Genomic DNA, 21,858 nt, shown 5'->3' on the forward strand with positions numbered 1-21,858 from the left:
TTAGATTCCTTTCGTTAAAACTACACCTTTTCCATTTTTGATTAAAACAGTATGTTCATAATGTGCTGTATTAGAACCATCTGTAGAAACTACTGTTCAACCATCTTTTAGAATTTTGATTTTTTTTGTTTGTGTAATCATAGGTTCAATACAAATTACCATCCCATCTTTGAGTAATGGTCCAGTATTTTTTTTACCTCTATTTGGAATATTGGGATCTTCATGTAATTTAAGACCTATTCCATGTCCACAAAAATCATCAGGTGTGAAAAAATTATTTTTTTTAATTACCTCTCAAATGGCAGCTGAAATATCACCTACCCTTGCACCAGGTTTTATTGCGTTGAGACCTGCTTCAAAAGATTGTTTAGCAACTAAGATTAATTTTTTATCAATTTCGCTAATCTCTCCTACACCTTTTGTAAAAGCACTGTCACTGTTGTATCCTTCTCAGATACAACCTAAATCAACACTTACTAGGTCTCCTTCTTTGATAACATAATCTGAAGGAATACCGTGGATCAATTCATCATTAACAGATATACAGGCAGTTGCAGGAAACCCATATAATCCTTTAAATGCCGGAATGGCACCTCTTTTTACTATTTCTTTAAAAGCTAATTGATCAACTTCTTTTAAAGAAACCCCTGGTCTTACGAAATCTCAAACAATTTGTTTGACTTCTGCCAAGATTTTGCATGATTTGGTAATTTTGTCTATTGCACTTTTATCTTTTATCAAACTAATAATGAAATCCTAAAATATGTTAGTAATTATGTTTTAAATTGTATTACTATTTTATTTTTTTTAAAACACTATCTGCAACATTTTCAGGAGTATCAATAGCTTCAACCACAATCAATTTATCCTTGTTTTTGAAATATTCAATTAAAGGATTAGTTTGCTCATTATAAATTTCTAATCTTTTGATAATAGAACTAGGTTCATCATCTTTACGTTGTTCTAAAATTCCATCACAATTTTCACATTTATCACCTTTAGAACTAGGTTTAAATTTGATGTGATATCCTGCTGCACACTTCGAACATGTTCTTCTACCAGATAATCTTTCTAAAATTATTGATTCTGGAGCATATAATTCAACAACTTTATATTCAAAGTTTTCTATTGTTTCTAAAAATTTTGCTTGGTCAATTGTTCTAGGAAATCCATCAAGAATAATTTTTGTATTAGTTTTGATTGTCTCGTCAATTTTATTCTTAACAATTTTATTTGTAATTTCATCAGGAACATATCCACCAGTTGTAACAATTTCCTGTACTTTTATACCTAATTCAGTTTTATTCTTGATTTCATTTCTAAAAATATTACCAGTAGATACATGCTCTAAATTCGTTAGATTAGCAATTATTGAAGCCACTGTACCTTTTCCAACACCAGGAGCTCCTAAAAAAATTAAATTACAATTTTGTTTTATCATAGTAAACCATCTCCATTTACATTCTTAGAGTTAAAGTTAGCTTTAGTAACCCTTTTTGCTTTAGCTAACTTAACAGTTTTATTTCTTGCTTTTAACTGAGTAATTGTTTCAATCGCAACAGAGACTAAAATCATTAACCCTGTTCCACCAAAAGCAATTTGTGCAGGAAGAATGCCCAAAATAACTTGAATATGCTGCATACTTGCTAAAATAACAAGATAAAATGCACTAAACAAACTTAATCTAAAAACAACTCCAATTAAATAATCTTGAGTTTCCTCACCTGGTCTAACACCTGGTATAAATGTAGAATTTTTTGCAAAATCTTCTGCTATCTTATCCACTCTAGATTGTTGAATCCCCATTAAAAGAGAAAATACAAATGTAATAGCAACTAATAACGACAATCCGAATGGTTGAGTAAATTGTAAATTATGTTTAATTCATCAAGCTCCATAATTATCTTTAGGTAAAATATTTGCAATCATTGTAGGGAACGAAATTACCATCATCGCAAAAATAACAGGCATAATTCCACCAGGATTTAATTTTATAGGCAATTTCCCCATTTCTTTTGTATTTTTTGACCTTCCTGCTCCAACTTGCTGAATTGGAACATGTCTTTCACTATTATATACAATCGAAATAATCAAAATAACTAAGAAATAACAAATTACATAGAAGCTAAAATTGATTAAACCTATTAGTGAACCACTTACTAAAAAATCGTTAGATAATTCCTTAAACGCAGATTGAAATTGAATAGGCAATCTCATAGCAATACCTGTAAAAATAATTAAACTAGTTCCATTACCAATTCCTTTATTTGTTATTTCTTCAGATAAGAATAAACAAAATAATGTTGCTCCAACCAAAATCATTGGAAGTATAAAATATACTATGACATTTTCGTTCATTCCGGTTGGGGAAACTATATTGATAAACGCACTTGATATACCACCAGCAGTTAATGATTTTGTTAAGAAAATTGCTTGTGGAATAGCTATTACTAAAGTTATACCTCTAGTTATAATATTAATTTTTTTTCTTCCATGAGGGCCACTCTGACTCAATTTATAAATTGGTGGAAATAGTTTAGATTGAAGAATCATCATTATAAGTGAAGCATTAATAAATGGACTAATTCCTAATGCAAAAATTGAGAATCTTGATAACCCACCACCACCTACAAGGTTTAGAGTATCAAAAAATGAATCACTATTGATACTTCTTGATGAATTTATTTTAACAAATGGGGCGGTTATTGTTGTACCAATTATGTAGATACTTAATAAAAGTAAAGTAAATAAAACTTTTTTAGTAATATCTTTGGTGCTTCAAAAATTTATAAAGTTTCTTTTTATATATTTCAATAATAAAAAAAGCTTATTTGATTTCCTTCTAAAAAAACTCATTTACCCTCACTTTTTATTAAATATAAATTGTATTTTAATTATATTAAATTTAGTGTTTTTTTAAAGCAATTATGCTTGGGTTATTATTTAACTTAAAATAAGGGATATTAATTAAAAAATTAATCAATGTCAGTCTTGTATTTCAGAAAAAGTCTTACCATAATCTTCTAAATTTCTTTTTTCAAAATCGAAGCTATTTAATAATTGTAATGCAGGAATTATATATCCACATTTATTATGCACAAACATTTTTTGACTTTTATAGTAGTTAAATTTTGGATTTTTTTGTGTACATTGTTTACATACATCAACTTCCTCAATTATAAATTTAAATAACATTGTTTCAAGTTCATCCATCAACTTTTCTCTCTTGTTAAAGGGTGTGCTATTAAAATTTTCATTGATAAATTTGATCTTATCATTTATTTGTTCTAACTTGTAAATATTCATATAAACCTCCATACTAAAAATGAATATTTACTTTTAGTTGAACTAAAAAAGAACAAATAAAAAAAGTTGGTGAACTATCACCAACAATTTGTATTATTCTAAAATTTTTCCACCAGCAGCTTCAACAGCTTTTCTAGCTGATTCAGATACTTTGTGAATATTAATTGTTAAAGTTTTAGTTAATTGACCATTTCCTAATAATTTAATAGGTAATGTTCTCTTAATTAAACCTTTTTCAAATAATGTTTCTACTGACACTTCATCATTATTTTCAAAACATCTTTCAAGATCTTTAAGATTGATTACTTGATATTCAACATGGTTAACATTGTTAAATCCACGTTTTCCAATACGACGGAATCATGGTGTTTGACCCCCTTCGAATCCTAATCTATGTCCTTTACGTTTGTTTTGTCCTGATTGACCTTTACCTGCTTGTTTACCTTTACCAGCTGCATGACCACGACCTTTACGGTGTTTTTCTGGTCTTGAATCTTCGGTATATTTAAGATTGTGTAATTTAATTCTATCCATTATAATAGTTCCTTTACATCTTTATCTCTAATTTCGGCAATTTTTTCAGGTGTTCTTAATGTCTTAAGTGCTTTTACAGTAGCTTTAACAATGTTTGTTTTTGAACGCGATCCGTATGTTTTAGTAACGATGTTATTATATCCTGCTAACTCAGCAACAGCACGAACAGATCCTGAAGCAATAAGTCCTTTACCTTCAGGAGCTGGTTTTAACATAACTTTTGATGCTAAAAACTTAGCGTTTGTTTCATGTGGAATAGTACCATTGTATAATGGAACATCAACAAGGTTGTTTTGAGCATCCTTAATAGCTTTTTTAATTGCATCAGGAACTTCGTTTGCTTTACCATGTCCATAACCAACACGACCTTTTTTATTTCCAACCACAACAAAAGCTGAGAAGCTAAATCTTCTTCCACCTTTTACAACTTTTGTTACACGAGCAATGTCAACAACTTTTTCTGAAAATTCAGAAAATGCATCATTAACTTTTTTATCCTTTAAATTATTTCTTCTAGGTTTTTCTGAGTTAATTTTACTTTTTTCATTATTGTTTTCAGCATTTTTAGCAGCAAGTTTTGTATTTCTTTTCTTAAGAGTTACATTTTTGTTCCTGTTTCTTCAACAGTTTTTTCGATTTTCTTTTGGTTTTCCATTAGAATTTAACTCCTTTTTCTCTTACAGCCTCAGCGAATGCTTTAACACGACCATGATAAATATATCCACCACGGTCAAACACAACTTCTTTTATTCCTAAATCAACAATTTTTTGTCCCATAACTGCACCTAATTCACCAGCAGCTTTAATGTTACCGCTATATTCTTTATTTGATAATGTTGAAGCACTTGTTAATGTAACTCCTTTAGAGTCATCAATTAATTGAGCATATAAATTTTGGTGAGACTTAAAAACATTTAAACGAGGTTTAGAACTAGTTCCAACGATGTGTTGACGTAAACGAACATGTTTAACTTTTCTAGCTTGATTTCTTGATAATTTTGACATATTTTATACCTTATACTTCTGTTATTTAGAAGCTGTTTTCCCTTCTTTACGTCTAATTTTTTCACCTTTATATGAGATTCCTTTTCCTGAGTATGGATTAGGTTTTCTGATTGCTCTAACATTAGCTGCAAATTCTCCAACAGATTGTTTGTTGATTCCTGAAACAATAACTATAGTAGGTTTAGGAACTTCAACTTTAACATCAGATGGAACATTTAAAATTACATCATGTGAATAACCAGCAGAAACATGAAGTTGATTATCTTTGTAAACTGCTTTATACCCAACACCATTAATTGCTAATTCTTTTTGGAATCCTTTTGAAACACCAATAATCATATTTGATATATGAGCATTGGTTGTTCCGTGTAATTGTTTTGTGTGTTTTTCTTCATTAGCACGAACTGTTGTAACTTGATTATCTTCAACTTTTACTGAAATTAATGGACTGAATTGTCTTTCTAATTTTCCTAATTTTCCATTTACTGTAACTAATGTTCCATTTACAGCAACTGTTGTTCCAGCTGGAATATTAAGAACTCTATTTCCAACACGAGACATAGAATTTACCTATCAAATGTAGGCGATAACTTCACCACCAACATTTTCCTTTCTAGCTGTTTTATCAGTCATAATTCCTTTTGAAGTTGAAATGATTGCTGTTCCATAACCTGACAATACTTTAGGTAGCTCGTCAGCTTTAACATATACTCTTAATCCAGGTTTTGAAATACGTTTAATCCCTACAATAGCTGATTGTGAACCTTTATATTTTAATGTAACTACTAATGATTTTTCAACACCTTCACCTTCCACTGCATAAGATGAAATGTATCCTTCGGCTAAAATTAAGTCTAGAATTTTTGCTTTTTTATTTGAGTAAGGAATTGAAACAGTTTTATGTTTTCTTTGATTAGAATTTTTGATACGAACGATCATATCTGAAATAGGATCTGTAATAAACATTATCAACTCGCTTTCTTCATACCTGGAATTTTACCTTCGTTAGCTAAGCCTCTGAAGCAGATACGACAAATTTTATATTTTCTTAAAACTGAATGTGGACGTCCACATAATTCACAACGTGTATATGCACGTGTTGAGAATTTAGGGTGACGTTTAGCTTTTTCAATTAATGCTTTTCTAGCCATTATTTATCTCCTTTTTTCTCAAATGGTACACCAACTAATTCTAGTAATGTTCTAGCTTCATTGTTTGTTTTTGCAGTAGTTACAATTAATACATCAAGCCCCTTAATACGACGAATTTTATCAAACTCAATTTCAGGGAAAATAATTTCTTCTTTAATTCCTAAAGCAAAGTTACCTCTACCATCAAATGCTTTAGGGTTTGCTCCACGGAAATCACGGATACGTGGCATTGCAACGTTGATTAACTTTTCTAAGAAATCTCACATTCTTTCTCTACGTAAAGTTACTTTTCCACCCATAGGCATTCCTTCACGTAATTTTCATGATGCGTTAGATTTTTTAGCTTTTGTTTGGAATGGTTTTTGACTTGTGATTTGTGTTAATTCATTTAAAACTTCTTCAATAGCTTTTGAGTTAGAAACTTCTTTACCAGCTGTCATGTTAATAACAATTTTTTCGATTCTTGGAACTTCCATAATAGATGAGTAATTATATTTTTCTTTTAAAGCAGGAACTGCTTTTTCTAAATAAACTTGTTTTAAATTCATAATTAAATTTCCTTTTGAGTTTTCTTAGCGATTCTTACTTTTTTACCATCTTTATTTACTTGGAATCCAATTTTTGAGTATTGAGCATTTGAGTTTTTACCAGCTTTTTTAACTAAATACGCTACATTTGAAACATGGATTGGAGCTTCGATATTTGTGATTGAACCTTCTGTGTTCATTTGTGATGGTTTGTTGTGTTTTGTAACCATATTTAAATCTTTAATAATAACTGCTTGTTTTTTAGAATCTATTTTTTCAATTCTACCTGTTTTACCTTTTTCTTTACCAGCAATTACAATAACTTCATCACCTTTTTTAAATTTAATTTTATTCATGAATGACTCCTTATTATAATACTTCAGGTGCTAGTGAAACGATTTTTGGGAATCTTTCACGTATTTCACGAGCAACTGGTCCGAACACACGTGTTCCACGTGGTGATAAGTCTTCTTTTAGTAAAACAACAGCATTATCATCAAAACGAATATATGAACCGTTTGAACGTTTGATTCCATAACGACTTCTTACAACAACAGCTTTAACAACTTGTCCTGCTTTAACTCCACCATTAGGAATTGCTTTTTTAACAGAACATACAACAATATCACCAATTTTTGCCACTTTCTTTTTACTTCCACCTAAAATACGAATAACACCGATTTCTTTTGCACCAGAGTTATCTGCAACATTAGCTCTTGATAATTCTATTAACATTAATTATCTCCTTGAGAAGTTTGGGCTTTTTCTTTGATTGAAACTAATCTAAAGTGTTTTGTTTTTGAAAGTGGTCTAGTTTCCATGATTACAACAATATCGTTTAATCCAGCTTCTTGTTTTTCATCGTGTACCGCAAAACGTTTTGTAGATTTATAACGTTTTGAATATAAAGTATTTTTCTTGTAAGTATCAACTGCAACAATAATTGTTTTTTGACTTTTACCTGCAGAAACTACTTTACCAACACGTACTTTTCTTGCGTTTCTTTCCATAATTATTTAGCTCCTTTTTCATTTAAAGCTGTCAACACTTTAGCTATGTCTTTTCTCATAGCATTAATTTTGTGTGTTTGATCTAAACTTCCAGTAGCATTTTTGAATTTTAATGTTCATAATTCAGCTTTTAAATCATTAACTAATTTTTGTAATTCTTCAACTGACTTATCTTTAATATCTTTGTATAACATTATTCTTCTCCTTGTGTTTTAGCTACTATTCTTCATTTAACTGGTAATTTGTGTCCTCCAAGACGAAGAGCTTCACGAGCTATTTCTTCTTTAACTCCACTTACTTCAAACATCATTGTATTAACTTTAACTGCTGTATATCATTTTTCTGGTGATCCTTTTCCTGATCCCATACGTAACCCAATAGGTTTAGAAGTTTTAGCAAAGTGAGGGAAAATTCTAATAATAACTTGCCCTTCACGTCCCATACGTCTTGTAATAGCAATACGAGCACTTTCGATTTGACGTGCATCTACTCAAGCACTTGTAACTGCTTGTAAACCAAATTCTCCAAAAGCAACTGTGTTACCTTTTTGAGCACGTCTTTTATCGTGTTTTTGTAAGAATGGTTTACGATATTTAGTTCTCTTTGGTTGAAGCATTATTTGTTATCTCCTTCCAAAATTTCTCCTAATGAAACTCAAACTTTAACACCAATAGCTCCGTATGTTGTACGAGCTGTTGCTGTAGCATAATCAACATTTTGTCTTAATGTATGAAGTTTCATTTCTCCCTCTGAATATCCTTCAGTACGGGCCATGTCAACACCATTTAAACGACCACTAACAGCGGTTTTTATTCCTTTCGCTCCTGAACGCATTGCATTTCTAATAGCCATTTTTTGTGCTGTACGGAATGATTCACGATTTTCTAACTTAATTGCAATTGACTCAGCAAGTAATCTAGCATTTAAATCAGGTTTTTTAAGTTCTACAACTTGAATATTTACATTTAGGTTTTTGTTTTTAATTGATTTTGTTAATTTAACTGTTAACTCAGCAATATTTTTACCTTCTTGTCCTAACATTGCTGCTGGTTTAGCTGTATGTACAATAACAGTTACTTTGTTGTCTTGAGTTCTTCTAACTTCTACTTGTCCAATTTGGTATTGACGCACTAAAGCATCAAAGAAATTGTAAATTTTAGCATCTTCAACAAGTTTTGAACCGAAGTCTTTTTTGTCTTCATATCATGTTGTGTTGTGTGCTTTAGTAACTCCATAACGGAATCCGTTTGGATTAACTTTTTGTCCCATTAGTTTCTCTCCTCTAATTTAACTGTTAAGTGTGATGTACGTTTGAAAATAGAATATGCTCTTCCTTGAGATCTAGGTTGAAATCTCTTTAGAGTTGGCCCTTCATTAACTAAAACTTCTTTAACAAATAATTTTGATGCGTCCATTCCATGATTGTTAGTTGCATTAGCAATTGCTGATTGGATTAATTTAATAAATAAAGGAGATGCTTTTTTATTTGTATTATATAAAATACCAAGTGCTTCTCTTACGTCTTTTCCTCTGAATAAATCAGCAACTAAACGAGCTTTACGAGCACTTACACGTTGCATTTTAACGTGTGCTACTGCTTGTACTTTATCCATTATTTTTTCTTCCCTTTATCTGCACCATGTCCGGTGTATGTACGAGTTGGTGAAAACTCTCCCAATTTGTGTCCAACCATATCATCTGTTACGTACACATCAATAAATTGTTTACCGTTATGTACTTGGAATGTTAACCCTACAAAATGTGGGAAAATTGTAGAACGTCTTGATCAAGTTTTAATAGGTTTTTTAGGTGCTTTACCTTCAACTATAGCATCTACTTTTTTAAGTAAATGATCATCAGCGAAAGGTCCTTTTTTAAGACTACGTGCCATTATTTAGCATCCTTTCTTCTTCTAATAATTAATTTGTTTGAAGATTTCTTAGTTTTTCTAGTTTTAACTCCAAGAGCTTTTTTACCTCAAGGTGTAAGAGGAGCTTTACGTCCAACAGGTTGTTTTCCTTCTCCCCCTCCATGTGGGTGGTCTACAGGGTTCATTACTGATCCACGAACTGTAGGTCTAACCCCCATGTGTCTATTTTTACCAGCTTTACCAATATTTACTAATAAGTGTTCTTCATTACCAACAAAACCAATTGTTGCACGACAACGAGCTAAAACACGTCTTGTTTCACCAGATTTCAATCTTAAAACTACGTATTTACCATCATCATCTTTACCTAAAATTTGTGCAGAAGTACCAGCACTACGAGCGATGATACCTCCACCTCCTGGTTGCATTTCAATGTTATGAATAAATGTACCTTCAGGAATATTACTTAATGGAAGTGAATTACCAATAATAATATCAGCATTTTCACCCGAGACAACTGTTTGTCCTACTTTAATCCCTTTAGGTGCTAATATATATCTTTTTTCTCCATCAGCATACGCTAATAAACAAATATTTGCTGATCTGTTTGGATCGTATTCAATTGTTTTAACAATAGCTGGGATATTGTCTTTATTACGTTTAAAATCAATGATTCTGTAATATCTTTTTACACGACCACCATGGTGACGAACTGTAATTTTACCTTGGTTATTACGTCCTGCATTATTTTTTAAAATCACCATTAATGATTTTTCAGGCGCATGACCACTTAAGTTTTGTCTGTAGTCGAGAATTGACATATTACGACGACCATTGGTTGTTGGCTTATAGTATTTAATAGCCATGTCTTTTCTCCTTTGCTTAAAAATAGTTGCGGATCTTTCTTTTAAGCATGATTATTCCGCTTATATATCATTTAATTAATAAGTTGTGGTATAACTATTCACCACCAACTTTTCTAGTTGTTGTTGTTTTTTTAACATTAGATTTTGTAGCTGTTTTTGTTGCGTTTTTAACATTAGCGTTTGCTTTTTTAGCAGCGATTTTTTCTGCAGCTCTTTTTTCAACATCAGAAACTTCTTTTTTATTTGCTTTTTTAGCTTTTTCTTCTTTATCTTCTGTCTTAACTTCATCAGTTGGATAGAAGTTAATTGAATAACCTTCAGCCAATTTTACAATCGCTTTTTTGTAACGGTTTGTAAATCCGTGGTAACGTCCAATGTTTTTTGGTTGTTTTTCAAATTTCATTGTGTTAACTTTTTCAACTTTTACTTGAAAAATAATTTCGATTGCTCTAGCAATTTGAAATTTATTTGCATTATATGCAACTTCAAATGAATATGAATTATTTGCAAATGTTTGAGCATTACTTTTTTCAGTAATTATAGGTCTTCTAATAATATCTGTTAATTGCATTATTTAAATTTCCCTTCTAAAATTGAAAGTGATTCATTTGAAATAACCATTAAATCAGCTAAAAGTAATAATTCAACTGAAATTGAATTTGCTTTAACTGTGTAAACATATGGAATGTTTGCTGTAGATTTGAATACTGTAGCATCTTCAGTAACAACTAAAACACGTCTGTATTCTTTTTCGTTTACTAATGAATCTAATTTTGTAACAAATTCTTTTGTTGAAACTTTAGATAATTTTAAATCATCAACTAAAACTGCTTGATCTTGTGCTAAAAGTGTTAATGCAGATTTGAATGCTGCTAATCTAACTTTTTTATTAACCTTTAATGAGTAATTCTTTTCCGATTGAGGACCAAAAGCTCTTCCCCCGCCTACAAATTGCGGTGATCTTAGAGAACCTTGACGTGCTCTACCTGTTCCTTTTTGTCTTCAAGGTTTTTTACCTGTACCACTTACTTCAGCTCTATTTTTAACTTGGTGTGTACCTTGTCTTCTAGATGCTCTTTCTGATAAAACTGTATCAAAAATTGCTTGTTCGTAAATTTTTTCACTAGCAAAAAGATTTTCAGGAAGTTTTACATTAGCGGTATTTAATTTTTTATCAGCCATGATTATTTATCTCCTTCTTTTGCTTCAGCTTCTTCAGCAGCTTTAATTAAAGGTAATAATTCTGAAGAGTGCATACCTGCCTTAACTTCGATACCGTATTTTTTAGATTTTTCAACTAATTCATTCATTAACATAACTTCTTTAACATCAACTAATTTAATAGCTTCATGGTTTGGAAGTCCTTTTACAGCTTGTTTAATCATAACGAATGATTTTTTAGGTCCAGGAATTGATCCTTTAACTAAAATCATATTGTTTTCAACATCAACTTTAACAATTTCTAAGTTTTGAACTGTTGTTTTAGTATTTCCTAATTGTCCAGGCATTGTCATACCTTTAACAACTTTATTTCCACTAATGTCCCCTAAAGAACCAGTTTGACGGATAGGTTGAGACCCTCCACCTCCACCATGTGATTTAGGTCCAATGTGTTGGTTTCATCTTTTGATTGTACCAGCGAAACCTTTACCTTTAGAAATACCTGTTACATCAACAAGTTCTCCAGATGCAAATATACTTGCATCAACTTTTTGTCCAAGTTCATAACCAACCATGTCACGAACTTCTTTAACGTAGCGCTTAGGTGTTGTATTAGCTTTTGAAAAGTGTCCAATTTCAGGTTTGTTTGAACGTTTTTCTTTTTTGTCAAAAACAGATAATTGTGTTGCTTCATATCCGTTTTTTTCTTTTGTTAAAACGCTTGTTACAACATTTGGTTCAACTTCAATAACAGTAACTGGAACTGATAATCCAAATTCTGTATAAATTTGAGTCATACCAATTTTACGTCCTAAGATTCCTTTCATAAATTCTCCTTAAATTTAACTATTTGATTTTTATTTGAATTGCAACTCCACTTGGCAATTCTAATCTTTTAATCTTGTCTTGTGTTTCTACTGTTGGATTAGTAATAACAACAAGTCTTTGGCTTGTTCTAGATTCGTATTGTTCACGACTTTTTTTGTTAACATGAACTGATCTTAAGATAGTGATTTCTTCTCTTTTTGTAGGGAGAGGAACTGGTCCACTAACTTTAGAACCTGATTTTTCAGCTAAAAGATAAATTTTTTTAGCTGCATCATCAACCAAAGCATGATCAAAACCTTTGATTTTAATGCTTAATTTGCTCATCGTTGTCTCCTTTGTTCATTTTTCGAACACAGCTCTATATGAAAACCCGTTTCAACCTCAACAACTAATTTTGCTGTAACGACAACCTCATATGTCTTCGCTGTAGTTTCTAATATATTATATAGATGTTTTAAAATTAACAAAACGAATAATAAGGATTTTTTAGGTAGTGAAATTTCTAACAACTAATTTTGGTGTATCATAACAAATTTTGATTAAATTTTGGTTGTTTTTTATGGATGTTTATAATATATAATTTTATTAATGGAGTTTTATGACAGAAAATAATATTTATAAAAAATGAATAAAAAAAGTTTGAAATAAAGAATTTTGAAACAAGTTTCATAGCTTTTTTTCTACACTTAGTGAAAGTCAAATAAATTCTTATTTTAACGAAAAGATCAAAATTGATAAAAGTAATATTATTTTAGAATTGGGTATTGGAACTCATTTGGCTAATGAGTTTACGATCACAGCAATTTCAGAAGCTTTTTCGAAATTTATAAGTGTAAACAATAAAACAAATAAGAATAAAATTTTGGTAAGTTGCCCTGATAGTGATGACTTACTTGTTATATCAAACATTTTTTCTCGTGTGCTTTATAAAAATAAAAATGATATTTTATTTTATGAGCAAAAAGAGAATACTCCACTAAATCTAATTAGTTATTTTGCTCAAGAAAATAATTTTGATTATATTATTGACATTACAAACTATAATAACTCTAAAAAATTTATTCAAATTCGTCTTACCGATTCTAAAGGAGTAAGTTTTTGCGAAAATGATATTAATAAATTAAATAAATATTTACAAGATATCGATCTTACAGATATCGAGGTTCCTATTTCACCAATAGAATTTATTGATTTAAACATTGAAAATAATAACTATATTGATATTTTTAGTAAACAACGCTTTAATAATGAAACCACTAGTAAACTTAAATATAACATTTCTTTCCAAGAACCAAAAAATATTGAATTTTATAAAGAAGTTTTTAAAAAAGCAAATTCTAATCTTGAACTTTTAACTAATACAAAAATAGGAAAGAACTTAACTATTAGTGATAATAGTTCTTTTAGAAAAATGAATGTTATTTCTATATTTAAGAGAAATGATATAAATTTCATTATATCAGAGTTTGGAGATTCATTTAATATCTCAGTTAAACACAAAGGAACATTTAAATACTTTAAGCCAGATGAAATAGCTGGATTATACTTAGATTACTTGTTAAATAACTTTAATATCAATGAAAAATATTACATCGCTAAATCTAAATTGACTGGAGAATTCATTAAGTCAATTGCAAGTTTAAAAAACATTGATGTTTTAGAGTTTAATAATTGGGATGAGTTGAATCAAATCATAAATGCTTCACCCAATAAAAAATTACTTTTTGCATATGATGAATTTAATAGGTTTATTCCTTTTGATTCTGACTATATATATAATGATGGGATTATCATGATTTTGGATTTCTATAAAATGTGTGAATTGTATAGAAGCCAAAGTATGACCTTGTATGATAAATTAATCGAAATCAAAAATAAATATTCTAATTTTTATCAATTTTCCAAAACCTATGATATGAGCTTCGAACAGTCAATTAGATTTTTCAAAAGAATTAACGATAAAGATAAAGTTGGTGAGTTCGCTGTTGTAAAAAAACAAATATATAATTTTGATTTTGAAAAGAATAAAACTTTTTGTGAACTAAAGTTAACTGGTAGAAGTAATATTAAGATAATTTACGATAAATTTACAAAAAAAATAACAATACATGTAGAAACTCAAGGTAAAACTTCTAATGAAAAAAATAGTGAAGACTATTTAAAACTAATTGTCCAAGCAAAGGAAATTCTAGATACAATTAATGAATTTAGAGAGGATTTTGTTATTAAAAAATTCAGCCTAAGAGGTTTCTTAAAATATGGGTTCTTAGTATCATTAACAATCGCTATATTTATTTTCTTATTTTATGTAGTTTACAATATAAAGCTAGAAAACAACACTTCAGCATCTGCTTTGTTTGTTCTTCGGACTATTTGAATGTTTATAAGATATGATAAGATGACGAGATTTTTATTTGTGTTTATCTTTATATTCATACTTTTTGAAATGTTTATAAATGCTCTAATTTTTAAACGATTGTTTATGTTTCAGAATGAAAAAGTAAGTTTTTGAAATCTTTTTGTAGGTAGTTTTATTGGGATAATTATTCAAAATATCACACCTAAATCTATCGGTTCAGACATTGCAACATATTGATATTTAAGAAGAAAAGGTTTAAATCGCTCTAAATTAATTAGTTCAGTAATATTAAACACTTTTATATGACAACTTACAAACATATTTTTAAGTATTATAGTAGTTCCTGTTGGTTTAGTATTTTATAAAGAACTATTTTCAAATGGTTCATCAAATAATGTTTTTTCATTTACTTTCTTTTTAGTAATAAGTTTATTATTCGATACCTTATTTTCAATATTTTTCTTGACATTAGCAGGATGAAAAAGAATTCAAACCCCTATTTTAAAGGCTATTATCCGAGTTCTTGAATGATTTGGATTTATAGGAATAATCAAAAGTGATGAAATTTATGCAAACTGAAAATATGAATTATATAAAGTGAGCAATGGTATTAGCGTAGTCTTTAAAAAGTGATGAAGAATTTTTGAATTAGTATTTTATAAATCATCTATTTGATTTTTAGCACCAATTTCTTTATATTTACATTATATGAATATGCTAGATGAAAATTTAATTGGTGGATGATACTTCAACATGACTATTTCGCAATTTTTAGTAAGAAATGTTAATTCCTTTAGCCCAACACCTGGAGGAACTGGAACCTCAGATTATTTCACTAAGATAATTTATAGAATAACTCTATCAAATAAGATCGACCAATTCGGTTTTGATCTAGAGAATCGTGCTTCCATAATAACTGCTATCAAAACACTTGGTACAATTGTGATACCTTCTATTTTATCTGCTATTGCACTATTTATAGTATATATTGGTGAAAAAAGAATTCAATTTTATAAACAAAAAAATAAAAATGATTTGCTAATTAATAACAAAAAAATTATTAATACTAAAACAAAAAGTAACTTTAATATTATAACTACACCAATATTTATACTTTCAGTTTTGACTTTAATACTTTTATTTATTTTTATTTAGAAATATAGGAGAAAAATGCAATTTTCTAGCCATCCTTCATTACAGGTTAATATTGATAAAAGAAAAAAAAGAAATTTAGAATTACTACTAAAAATTTCTAAATTTTGCGAAGAAAATAACTTGTTTTATTCTTTATATTTTGGTACTGCCTTAGGAGCAGTTAGAGATAAAAAAATAATAGAGTGAGATGCAGATATTGACATAATTATAAATTTAGAAACTTATCAAAAGCTTTTAGCTAATTTTCCTAAAAACATCATAAATAACGACAATACCAAAAATTATTGTTATCAATTTCCTCGTTTTGTTGATTCTTATGATGAAACCGAGCCTAATTCATCATTTATTGATTTGTTTATTTTAGTTGAGAGTGATTTTGATAAGATAAATAAATATTCTAAGTCAAAGTTTAATAAATTAAGAGCTTTTAAGGGATATTTTAAAAATTACAGAAAATTCTACACACATAAATATATACAAAATCTAATTGTCTCATTTGTTAAAATATTTCTATTTTGAGTTAAACCATTAACCATTGAAGAAGCACACAAACAAATTCAAACAACAAAGCAGACTGAATTATATTTTATTGTTCATTGACCTAACTCTAAGGAAAAATTAATTAATGATCATATTATTCTAAAAAAAGATATTCAAGAAGTTGTTAAAATCGAATTAAACGGATACATGTTTAATATAATTAAAAACATGGAATTCTACCTGGAAAAAATTTATGGTAGTTCCTGAAAAATTCCTATAAGAACGGACAATTTTGTTTTTTATGGCTACTATGAAATGGGCAAAAAACAAAGCGATAAAAAAATCAACAATAAGTAGATTTTATCTACTACTGTTGATTTTTTAATTATTTAACTAAAAGTGAAACTCCGTCCATTTCTTTAGGTTGTTTAATACCTATGTAGTCTAAAATTGTTGGAGCTATATCAGCTAGTTTACCATCTTTAAGTTTTAAACTTTTATCACTTGAAATAAGCATTACTGGACTATTTGTATGTTTAGTTGCTGGTTTTCCATTTTCATCTTCAGTAATTTCAGCATTACCATGATCAGCGGTTATAAAAACAGTAATATCATTTTTTTCAGCTCAGTCAAAAATTCTTTTAATTTGTGTATCTAAGAATGAAACAGCTTCAATTGTAGATTTAAGATTCCCAGTGTGCCCAACCATATCAGGGTTAGCAAAATTCATGATTGTAACGTCAAAATCACCACCAAATTCAATAAGTTTATCTGTAATTCCTTCAGCAGACATATGTGGTGCATCAGCATATGATTCAACTTTTAAGGAATCTACTAAAATTCTTTTTGAATTTTTAAATTCAATATCATTACCACCATCCATAAAGAATGTAACATGTGCATATTTTTGAGTTTCAGCAATTCTTAATTGTGTTTTACCTTCGATTTCTAAAACTCTACCTATTGGCATTGAAATTTCCATTTCATCAAATGCAACTATAGTGTTTAGTCCTTCGTATTTCATCATTGAAATAAATTTATTTATTTTAACAGGTTTAGCTGGTTTGTACTCATATAATGATGATCCAATAAATAAGTGTGTTAACTGTCTTGCTCTATCAGGACGGAAGTTAAAGAAAATAATCGAATCACCGTCCTTAACAAAATCATCTTTTAAACAATTTGAATTAATTGATGGAACGAAAAATTCATCTGAAACTTCATTTTTATAAGACTCATCAATAAATTCTAAAGCTGAATTATATGTTGATGAACTATTCCCAAGTAAAGCTTCATAGTGTTTTTCAACTCTATCAAACATCTTGTCACGATCCATTCCATAGAATCTTCCACCCATTGAGGCAATTTTGTATCCAAATTGATCTGTTAATTTTTGTAATTTTTCAACAGATTGTTTGATTGAACGAGGCGCAACATCACGACCATCTCCAAAGGCATGAACCGAAACCTTTTTTAAACCAAATTCATGTGCTTCTCTAAGAATTTCAAATAAATGATCTTCAAGTGAGTGAACACCACCTGGACTTAAAAGTCCCATAACATGCAATGTTGAATTATTTTTCTTAACATCATTGAAAGCTTCTAAAAATGCTTTATTCTTCCCGAATTCCTTATTTTTTAATGCTTTTGCAATTAAAGAAAGTCCTGTGTAAACGATTGTACCCGCACCAATATTTAGGTGTCCAACCTCTGAGTTTCCCATTTGTCCACTTGGTAGTCCTACAAATTCACCACTTGCTTGAATAACACTATTAGGATATTCATTAAATAATTTATCAAATGTTGGAGTGTTTGCAAGTGCAAAACCGTTTCCTTGAGTTTCTTTTCTAAGACCTAAACCATCAATAACTATTAATACAGTTTTCTTCATAAGTTTTTCTCCTATATTGTTTTTAAATTTATTCAATTATACTCTAAAAGCTTTTTTATATTTTTTGACTTGTTTGCTTTGAATTTTAAATATTGGTAATGTATCTATTTTTAAAAAAAGACTAAAACACATTTAGTCTTTATCCGATGTTTTTAAATCCTTCGTTATATAAATTAGCATATATTCCATTTTTTGCCAATAGCTCTTCATGGTTCCCGCTTTCAAGAATAAGTCCATGGTCCATAACTAAAATATTTGTGGCTTTCTTAATTGTCGATAATCTGTGAGCAATTATTAACATTGTCTTATCTTTCATCATTAACTTAATGCAATTTTGAATTTTTTGCTCGGTTATACTGTCAATATTACTTGTTGCTTCGTCCATAATTATTAATTTCTTCTCAGATGCTAATGCCCTAGCTATTGAAACTAATTGTCTTTGACCTTGAGAAAGTTCTTCAGCATTATGAGTTAATTTTGTGTTATATTTATCTTTTAATGTTTGAATGTATTCATCAAGACCAATTTCACGACAAATTTGGATCACTTTTTCTTCAGAAATATTTTTATTAGAATTTTTAATATTGTTCATCAATGTATCTTCAAACAACATAACATCTTGAGATATTAGTGCAATATTTTCTCTTCAACTTTTGGCATTATATTCAATAGCATTTTGATTATCAATAAGCACTTGTCCATCATTTGTTTCATAAAACTTCATTAAAATTTTACTAATAGTTGTTTTACCGCAACCAGTGTGTCCAACCAGAGCTAGTGACTCACCTGGATTTATTGTAAAGTTGATATCCTTTAGAACTTTTACATCAAGATTTGAAGGATAAGCAAAATTTACAGATCTAAATTCAACTTTACCTTCTTTGAATTCTAAATTTGGTTTTTTCTTGTCTTCTTTATCATTAGAAATTTTTAGAAGGTTTTCAATTCTATCTCAACTTGAAATTCCTTGTTGCAATTCAGCAGAAATATTCAATAAGTTAGATATACTGTTAGTAAAAGTTTTACCATAAACATTAAATGAAGTTACTACACCTATGGTGTAAACTCCATAAATTCCATATGAAGGATATGATTTTGTTATGAATGTAATACCAATGATAATGATTATTAATTCTGAAATAACCTTTAATGCTGAATAAGCTGGATATGCAATTGTTTGATATAAAAATGCTTTTTTTGTAACTTCTCTGTGATGATTATTGTGTTGATCGAATTTGTTTTGAATTTTGTCTCATTGTCTATGAACTCTAACGAGGGGTAAGATGTCCAATGTTTCTTCTAAATAAGCATTTAATGCTCCAAATGCATCCCTTGATTTTTTTCACTGTTTTCTACTTTTAGAGACCAAATAAATGAATAAAATTGAAACAGGTGGAATAATTAAATAAGTTATTAATCCTAAAATAGGGGCAAGTAACATCATTCAAAATGTAGATAATAAAATATCAAAAACAAAGTCGCATAAACTTAAAAGGACACTATTCATGCTTGTAAAAGCTGATACAGTATCTTCAGTTACAACAGCCATGAAATCCCCAGTTTTTTCAGTTTCAAAATTAAAAAAACTCATTTCCTGGATATGTCTATATAAATTACCTCTCATTTCTCGTTCAAAACGAGTTGTTATTTTTGTCATAAAATATGTTGTTAATCCAACAAAAGTTCTATGAATTAAATAAACTAGTAAGAAAACAATTAATACAACTAAAAAAGTTGTTAAATCAAAATTACCTATATTTTCTTTAGAAAAAAATCTATCTAATATTCAACCGGTTCCAAACCCGATCGCACTCCAACTCAAAGCTTTAATGAACGCAAATGTAATAAAAGTCATTCAAGCTTTAGGTTTAACTTTAGCAGCATATATCATTCTTAAGAAGGTTTTTAATGAACTACTACTCTTCATGATTCTCCTTTTGTACACTTGCGAATTCTTTATAAATCTCACATCTAGATAATAACTCACTATGAGTACCTTGGTCAACAATTCTCCCGGCATCTAGAACAATAATAGTGTCAGCATTTGAAATTGAGTTAATTTTTTGTGAAATTATAAAAACAGTAGTATTAATTAAACTATTTGCTAGATTTTTTCTAACAATTAAATCAGTTTTGTTATCTAAAGCACTTGTTGTATCATCTAAAACTAATATCTTTGGATTTTTTAGTATCGCTTGAGCAATTGCAATTCTCTGTTTTTGCCCACCACTTAAGTTAATACCTCTTTGCCCGATAACTTGATCAAATTTTTTATCATAGTTATTAACAAAATCTAAACAAGCTACTTTTGAAGACTTTTCAATAATTTCACTATTATAATCACGTGTAGAAAATTCTATATTTTCTTTAATAGTACCACTAAAAATCAACGGTTTTTGAAACACTTGGCTAACCTTCGAGTGGAAATCATCATAATCTATATCATTAATATTATCTCCACCAACAAAAATTTCACCTTCAGTTGGTTTTAATTCTTTAACTAAAAGTAATGCTAATGTACTTTTACCAGAACCAGTTTTACCAATAACACCAACAGTTTTATTTGATGGAATTTTAAAACTTATATTTTTTAATGTATTTTGCTCAGTATCAGAATTGGAATATCTAAAACTTACATTTTTAAATTCTATTTCATTGCTTACTAACTTAATGTCTTTAGCACTATTTATCTCTTCGCTTTCAATATTTAAAACTTCTAAATATCTTTTAGCACTAACTTGAGAACGAGTTAAACTATTTATTGTCTGCGATAAGCTGAAAATCGAGCTCGAAATAATTCACATATATGAGTTAAATTGATAAATTTTCCCCACTTCAGATATCGACTTCTCAGCTCCAGTTAAATATATTAATAAACCACCGACTAAGAAAACAATTATTGTTGCAATATCATTTGAAAAGTCATTAAATCTTCAAGCTGTTATATTTAATCTATTAGCTCTAAGCGATATGTCATAAAGTCTGTTGTTTGACTTATTAAAGATCTCGTATCTATCATCCTCTAGATTGTAAGATTTAACTAGTTGAATAAGATTTATATCTTCCTTAACTTTATCATTAATTTCTTCGAAAATTGCATTTTCTTTTCTAAAAAGAGGGAAAATTTTATAGATAATAATTGAGGAAATTATAATTATTAATGGTATCAAAACAAATATACTTATTGAATATAGGATACTTAAAGTTATTGAAAAAACTAATCCTCAAATTAAGTTAAAAATATTTTGTAATATAGATTTAGTTACAAAATAAATACCATCAACAATCTTTCTTATGTCATTACTAAAAAGAGTCATAATTCTTGCGTAACTTAACGAATCGATTTGTTCCTTTTTAAGCTTAATTATCTTATTGAACATTATTTTTCTTGTTTCATACCTTGTTTGATTAAGGATATAATTGTTTAATAACGAAGGAATTAAGTTGCACACAAATAATAAAAATGCTGAAACCAAAGTAATTATTATTAATAAATTATAGTTGTCTATTGCTTGGCTATTGCTAGTAAATTTCCATAAAAAAATTTCAATATATTTAATTTCCTTAGTATTAGCATATTCTATAAATTGTCTAATTAATGAAGGAATTAACATAATAACAAAACTTGGAATAAAGTTGAAAACAACTGTAATTAAGATTGTAAATTTCAATTTTGTACTAAATAATTTAATAATCCTTAGCATAATTTAAATTA

At 28.8% G+C, this 21,858-nt stretch carries 29 protein-coding genes; 2 read left to right on the plus strand and 27 right to left on the minus strand.

Translation table 4 applies throughout. From position 1 onward, the window contains the following. From map to rpsJ, 24 genes are all read right to left on the minus strand, one after another. On the minus strand, window positions 1-741 hold the full coding sequence (gene map, locus EXC66_RS03820) for a type I methionyl aminopeptidase (protein ID WP_006886395.1): 741 nt from the start codon (window positions 739-741) through the stop codon (window positions 1-3). A 52-nt stretch (window positions 742-793) separates the two neighbouring features. Next, the gene (locus tag EXC66_RS03825) at window positions 794-1,441 is read right to left on the minus strand and encodes an adenylate kinase family protein (protein WP_006886396.1); all 648 of its coding nucleotides are present in this window, start codon (window positions 1,439-1,441) and stop codon (window positions 794-796) included. Then, complete coding sequence (secY, locus tag EXC66_RS03830; RefSeq protein ID WP_006886397.1) at window positions 1,435-2,856, minus strand: preprotein translocase subunit SecY; 1,422 nt, start codon at window positions 2,854-2,856, stop codon at window positions 1,435-1,437. Before secY ends, EXC66_RS03825 begins: the two co-directional genes overlap by 7 nt. Before the next feature lie 111 nt (window positions 2,857-2,967). Continuing rightward, entirely contained in the window at window positions 2,968-3,306 is a 339-nt protein-coding gene (locus tag EXC66_RS03835) for a hypothetical protein (protein ID WP_006886398.1), read from the minus strand. 93 nt (window positions 3,307-3,399) lie between these two features. Beyond that, window positions 3,400-3,840 carry a 50S ribosomal protein L15 gene (gene rplO / locus EXC66_RS03840; protein WP_006886399.1) on the minus strand — a complete coding sequence of 147 codons (441 nt, stop codon included), beginning with the start codon at window positions 3,838-3,840 and terminating at the stop codon, window positions 3,400-3,402. Beyond that, window positions 3,840-4,505, minus strand: coding sequence for a 30S ribosomal protein S5 (gene rpsE / locus EXC66_RS03845; protein ID WP_206750138.1), 666 nt, complete (start codon window positions 4,503-4,505; stop codon window positions 3,840-3,842). The genes rplO and rpsE overlap by 1 nt, the downstream gene beginning before the upstream one ends. Beyond that, window positions 4,495-4,845 carry a 50S ribosomal protein L18 gene (gene rplR / locus EXC66_RS03850; protein ID WP_006886401.1) on the minus strand — a complete coding sequence of 117 codons (351 nt, stop codon included), beginning with the start codon at window positions 4,843-4,845 and terminating at the stop codon, window positions 4,495-4,497. The genes rpsE and rplR overlap by 11 nt, the downstream gene beginning before the upstream one ends. 21 nt (window positions 4,846-4,866) lie before the next feature. Continuing rightward, complete coding sequence (rplF, locus tag EXC66_RS03855; protein ID WP_006886402.1) at window positions 4,867-5,406, minus strand: 50S ribosomal protein L6; 540 nt, start codon at window positions 5,404-5,406, stop codon at window positions 4,867-4,869. 9 nt (window positions 5,407-5,415) lie between these two features. After that, window positions 5,416-5,811 carry a 30S ribosomal protein S8 gene (rpsH, locus tag EXC66_RS03860; RefSeq protein WP_006886403.1) on the minus strand — a complete coding sequence of 132 codons (396 nt, stop codon included), beginning with the start codon at window positions 5,809-5,811 and terminating at the stop codon, window positions 5,416-5,418. Further along, on the minus strand, window positions 5,811-5,996 hold the full coding sequence (locus tag EXC66_RS03865; protein ID WP_006886404.1) for a type Z 30S ribosomal protein S14: 186 nt from the start codon (window positions 5,994-5,996) through the stop codon (window positions 5,811-5,813). Before EXC66_RS03865 ends, rpsH begins: the two co-directional genes overlap by 1 nt. Further along, a complete protein-coding gene (gene rplE, locus EXC66_RS03870) occupies window positions 5,996-6,544 on the minus strand; it encodes a 50S ribosomal protein L5 (RefSeq protein ID WP_006886405.1) in 549 nt (182 codons plus the stop codon). The genes EXC66_RS03865 and rplE overlap by 1 nt, the downstream gene beginning before the upstream one ends. Before the next feature lie 2 nt (window positions 6,545-6,546). Beyond that, a complete protein-coding gene (rplX, locus tag EXC66_RS03875) occupies window positions 6,547-6,879 on the minus strand; it encodes a 50S ribosomal protein L24 (protein ID WP_006886406.1) in 333 nt (110 codons plus the stop codon). Window positions 6,880-6,892: 13 nt separating this feature from the next. Then, window positions 6,893-7,258 carry a 50S ribosomal protein L14 gene (rplN, locus tag EXC66_RS03880; protein ID WP_006886407.1) on the minus strand — a complete coding sequence of 122 codons (366 nt, stop codon included), beginning with the start codon at window positions 7,256-7,258 and terminating at the stop codon, window positions 6,893-6,895. Continuing rightward, entirely contained in the window at window positions 7,258-7,533 is a 276-nt protein-coding gene (gene rpsQ / locus EXC66_RS03885) for a 30S ribosomal protein S17 (RefSeq protein ID WP_006886408.1), read from the minus strand. The genes rplN and rpsQ overlap by 1 nt, the downstream gene beginning before the upstream one ends. 2 nt (window positions 7,534-7,535) lie before the next feature. Beyond that, a complete protein-coding gene (gene rpmC, locus EXC66_RS03890; protein ID WP_006886409.1) occupies window positions 7,536-7,727 on the minus strand; it encodes a 50S ribosomal protein L29 in 192 nt (63 codons plus the stop codon). After that, window positions 7,727-8,149, minus strand: a complete 423-nt coding sequence (rplP, locus tag EXC66_RS03895; RefSeq protein WP_006886410.1) for a 50S ribosomal protein L16 — start codon at window positions 8,147-8,149, stop codon at window positions 7,727-7,729. Before rplP ends, rpmC begins: the two co-directional genes overlap by 1 nt. Beyond that, entirely contained in the window at window positions 8,149-8,802 is a 654-nt protein-coding gene (rpsC, locus tag EXC66_RS03900; protein ID WP_006886411.1) for a 30S ribosomal protein S3, read from the minus strand. Before rpsC ends, rplP begins: the two co-directional genes overlap by 1 nt. Further along, window positions 8,802-9,146 carry a 50S ribosomal protein L22 gene (gene rplV / locus EXC66_RS03905; RefSeq protein ID WP_112579211.1) on the minus strand — a complete coding sequence of 115 codons (345 nt, stop codon included), beginning with the start codon at window positions 9,144-9,146 and terminating at the stop codon, window positions 8,802-8,804. Before rplV ends, rpsC begins: the two co-directional genes overlap by 1 nt. Then, window positions 9,146-9,424 carry a 30S ribosomal protein S19 gene (gene rpsS / locus EXC66_RS03910; RefSeq protein WP_006886413.1) on the minus strand — a complete coding sequence of 93 codons (279 nt, stop codon included), beginning with the start codon at window positions 9,422-9,424 and terminating at the stop codon, window positions 9,146-9,148. Before rpsS ends, rplV begins: the two co-directional genes overlap by 1 nt. Continuing rightward, window positions 9,424-10,269 carry a 50S ribosomal protein L2 gene (gene rplB / locus EXC66_RS03915; protein ID WP_006886414.1) on the minus strand — a complete coding sequence of 282 codons (846 nt, stop codon included), beginning with the start codon at window positions 10,267-10,269 and terminating at the stop codon, window positions 9,424-9,426. The genes rpsS and rplB overlap by 1 nt, the downstream gene beginning before the upstream one ends. A gap of 94 nt (window positions 10,270-10,363) precedes the next feature. Then, window positions 10,364-10,840, minus strand: coding sequence for a 50S ribosomal protein L23 (gene rplW / locus EXC66_RS03920; protein WP_006886415.1), 477 nt, complete (start codon window positions 10,838-10,840; stop codon window positions 10,364-10,366). Further along, a complete protein-coding gene (gene rplD, locus EXC66_RS03925) occupies window positions 10,840-11,451 on the minus strand; it encodes a 50S ribosomal protein L4 (protein WP_006886416.1) in 612 nt (203 codons plus the stop codon). The genes rplW and rplD overlap by 1 nt, the downstream gene beginning before the upstream one ends. 2 nt (window positions 11,452-11,453) lie before the next feature. Beyond that, entirely contained in the window at window positions 11,454-12,257 is an 804-nt protein-coding gene (rplC, locus tag EXC66_RS03930; RefSeq protein WP_006886417.1) for a 50S ribosomal protein L3, read from the minus strand. A gap of 19 nt (window positions 12,258-12,276) precedes the next feature. Further along, window positions 12,277-12,582: a 30S ribosomal protein S10 gene (gene rpsJ, locus EXC66_RS03935; protein ID WP_006886418.1), complete on the minus strand. Its 306-nt coding sequence runs from the start codon at window positions 12,580-12,582 to the stop codon at window positions 12,277-12,279. A gap of 274 nt (window positions 12,583-12,856) precedes the next feature. Here rpsJ and EXC66_RS03940 point away from each other — a divergent pair, with 274 nt between their 5' ends. Continuing rightward, window positions 12,857-15,772: a lysylphosphatidylglycerol synthase domain-containing protein gene (locus EXC66_RS03940; RefSeq protein WP_006886419.1), complete on the plus strand. Its 2,916-nt coding sequence runs from the start codon at window positions 12,857-12,859 to the stop codon at window positions 15,770-15,772. Between the two features lie 15 nt (window positions 15,773-15,787). Then, entirely contained in the window at window positions 15,788-16,609 is an 822-nt protein-coding gene (gene mf1, locus EXC66_RS03945) for a diacylglycerol cholinephosphotransferase Mf1 (RefSeq protein WP_129622401.1), read from the plus strand. Window positions 16,610-16,637: 28 nt separating this feature from the next. Here mf1 and gpmI read toward each other — a convergent pair whose 3' ends face one another. The 3 genes from gpmI to EXC66_RS03960 form a co-directional block, all read right to left on the minus strand. Next, entirely contained in the window at window positions 16,638-18,143 is a 1,506-nt protein-coding gene (gpmI, locus tag EXC66_RS03950; protein WP_006886421.1) for a 2,3-bisphosphoglycerate-independent phosphoglycerate mutase, read from the minus strand. A gap of 139 nt (window positions 18,144-18,282) precedes the next feature. After that, entirely contained in the window at window positions 18,283-20,070 is a 1,788-nt protein-coding gene (locus EXC66_RS03955; protein ID WP_006886422.1) for an ABC transporter ATP-binding protein, read from the minus strand. Next, window positions 20,060-21,814 carry an ABC transporter ATP-binding protein gene (locus EXC66_RS03960; protein ID WP_006886423.1) on the minus strand — a complete coding sequence of 585 codons (1,755 nt, stop codon included), beginning with the start codon at window positions 21,812-21,814 and terminating at the stop codon, window positions 20,060-20,062. Before EXC66_RS03960 ends, EXC66_RS03955 begins: the two co-directional genes overlap by 11 nt. Window positions 21,815-21,858 lie beyond the last annotated feature (44 nt).

It is taken from the genome of Mycoplasmopsis anatis, from assembly GCF_900660655.1.
GTDB lineage: Bacteria > Bacillota_I > Bacilli_A > Mycoplasmatales > Metamycoplasmataceae > Mycoplasmopsis > Mycoplasmopsis anatis.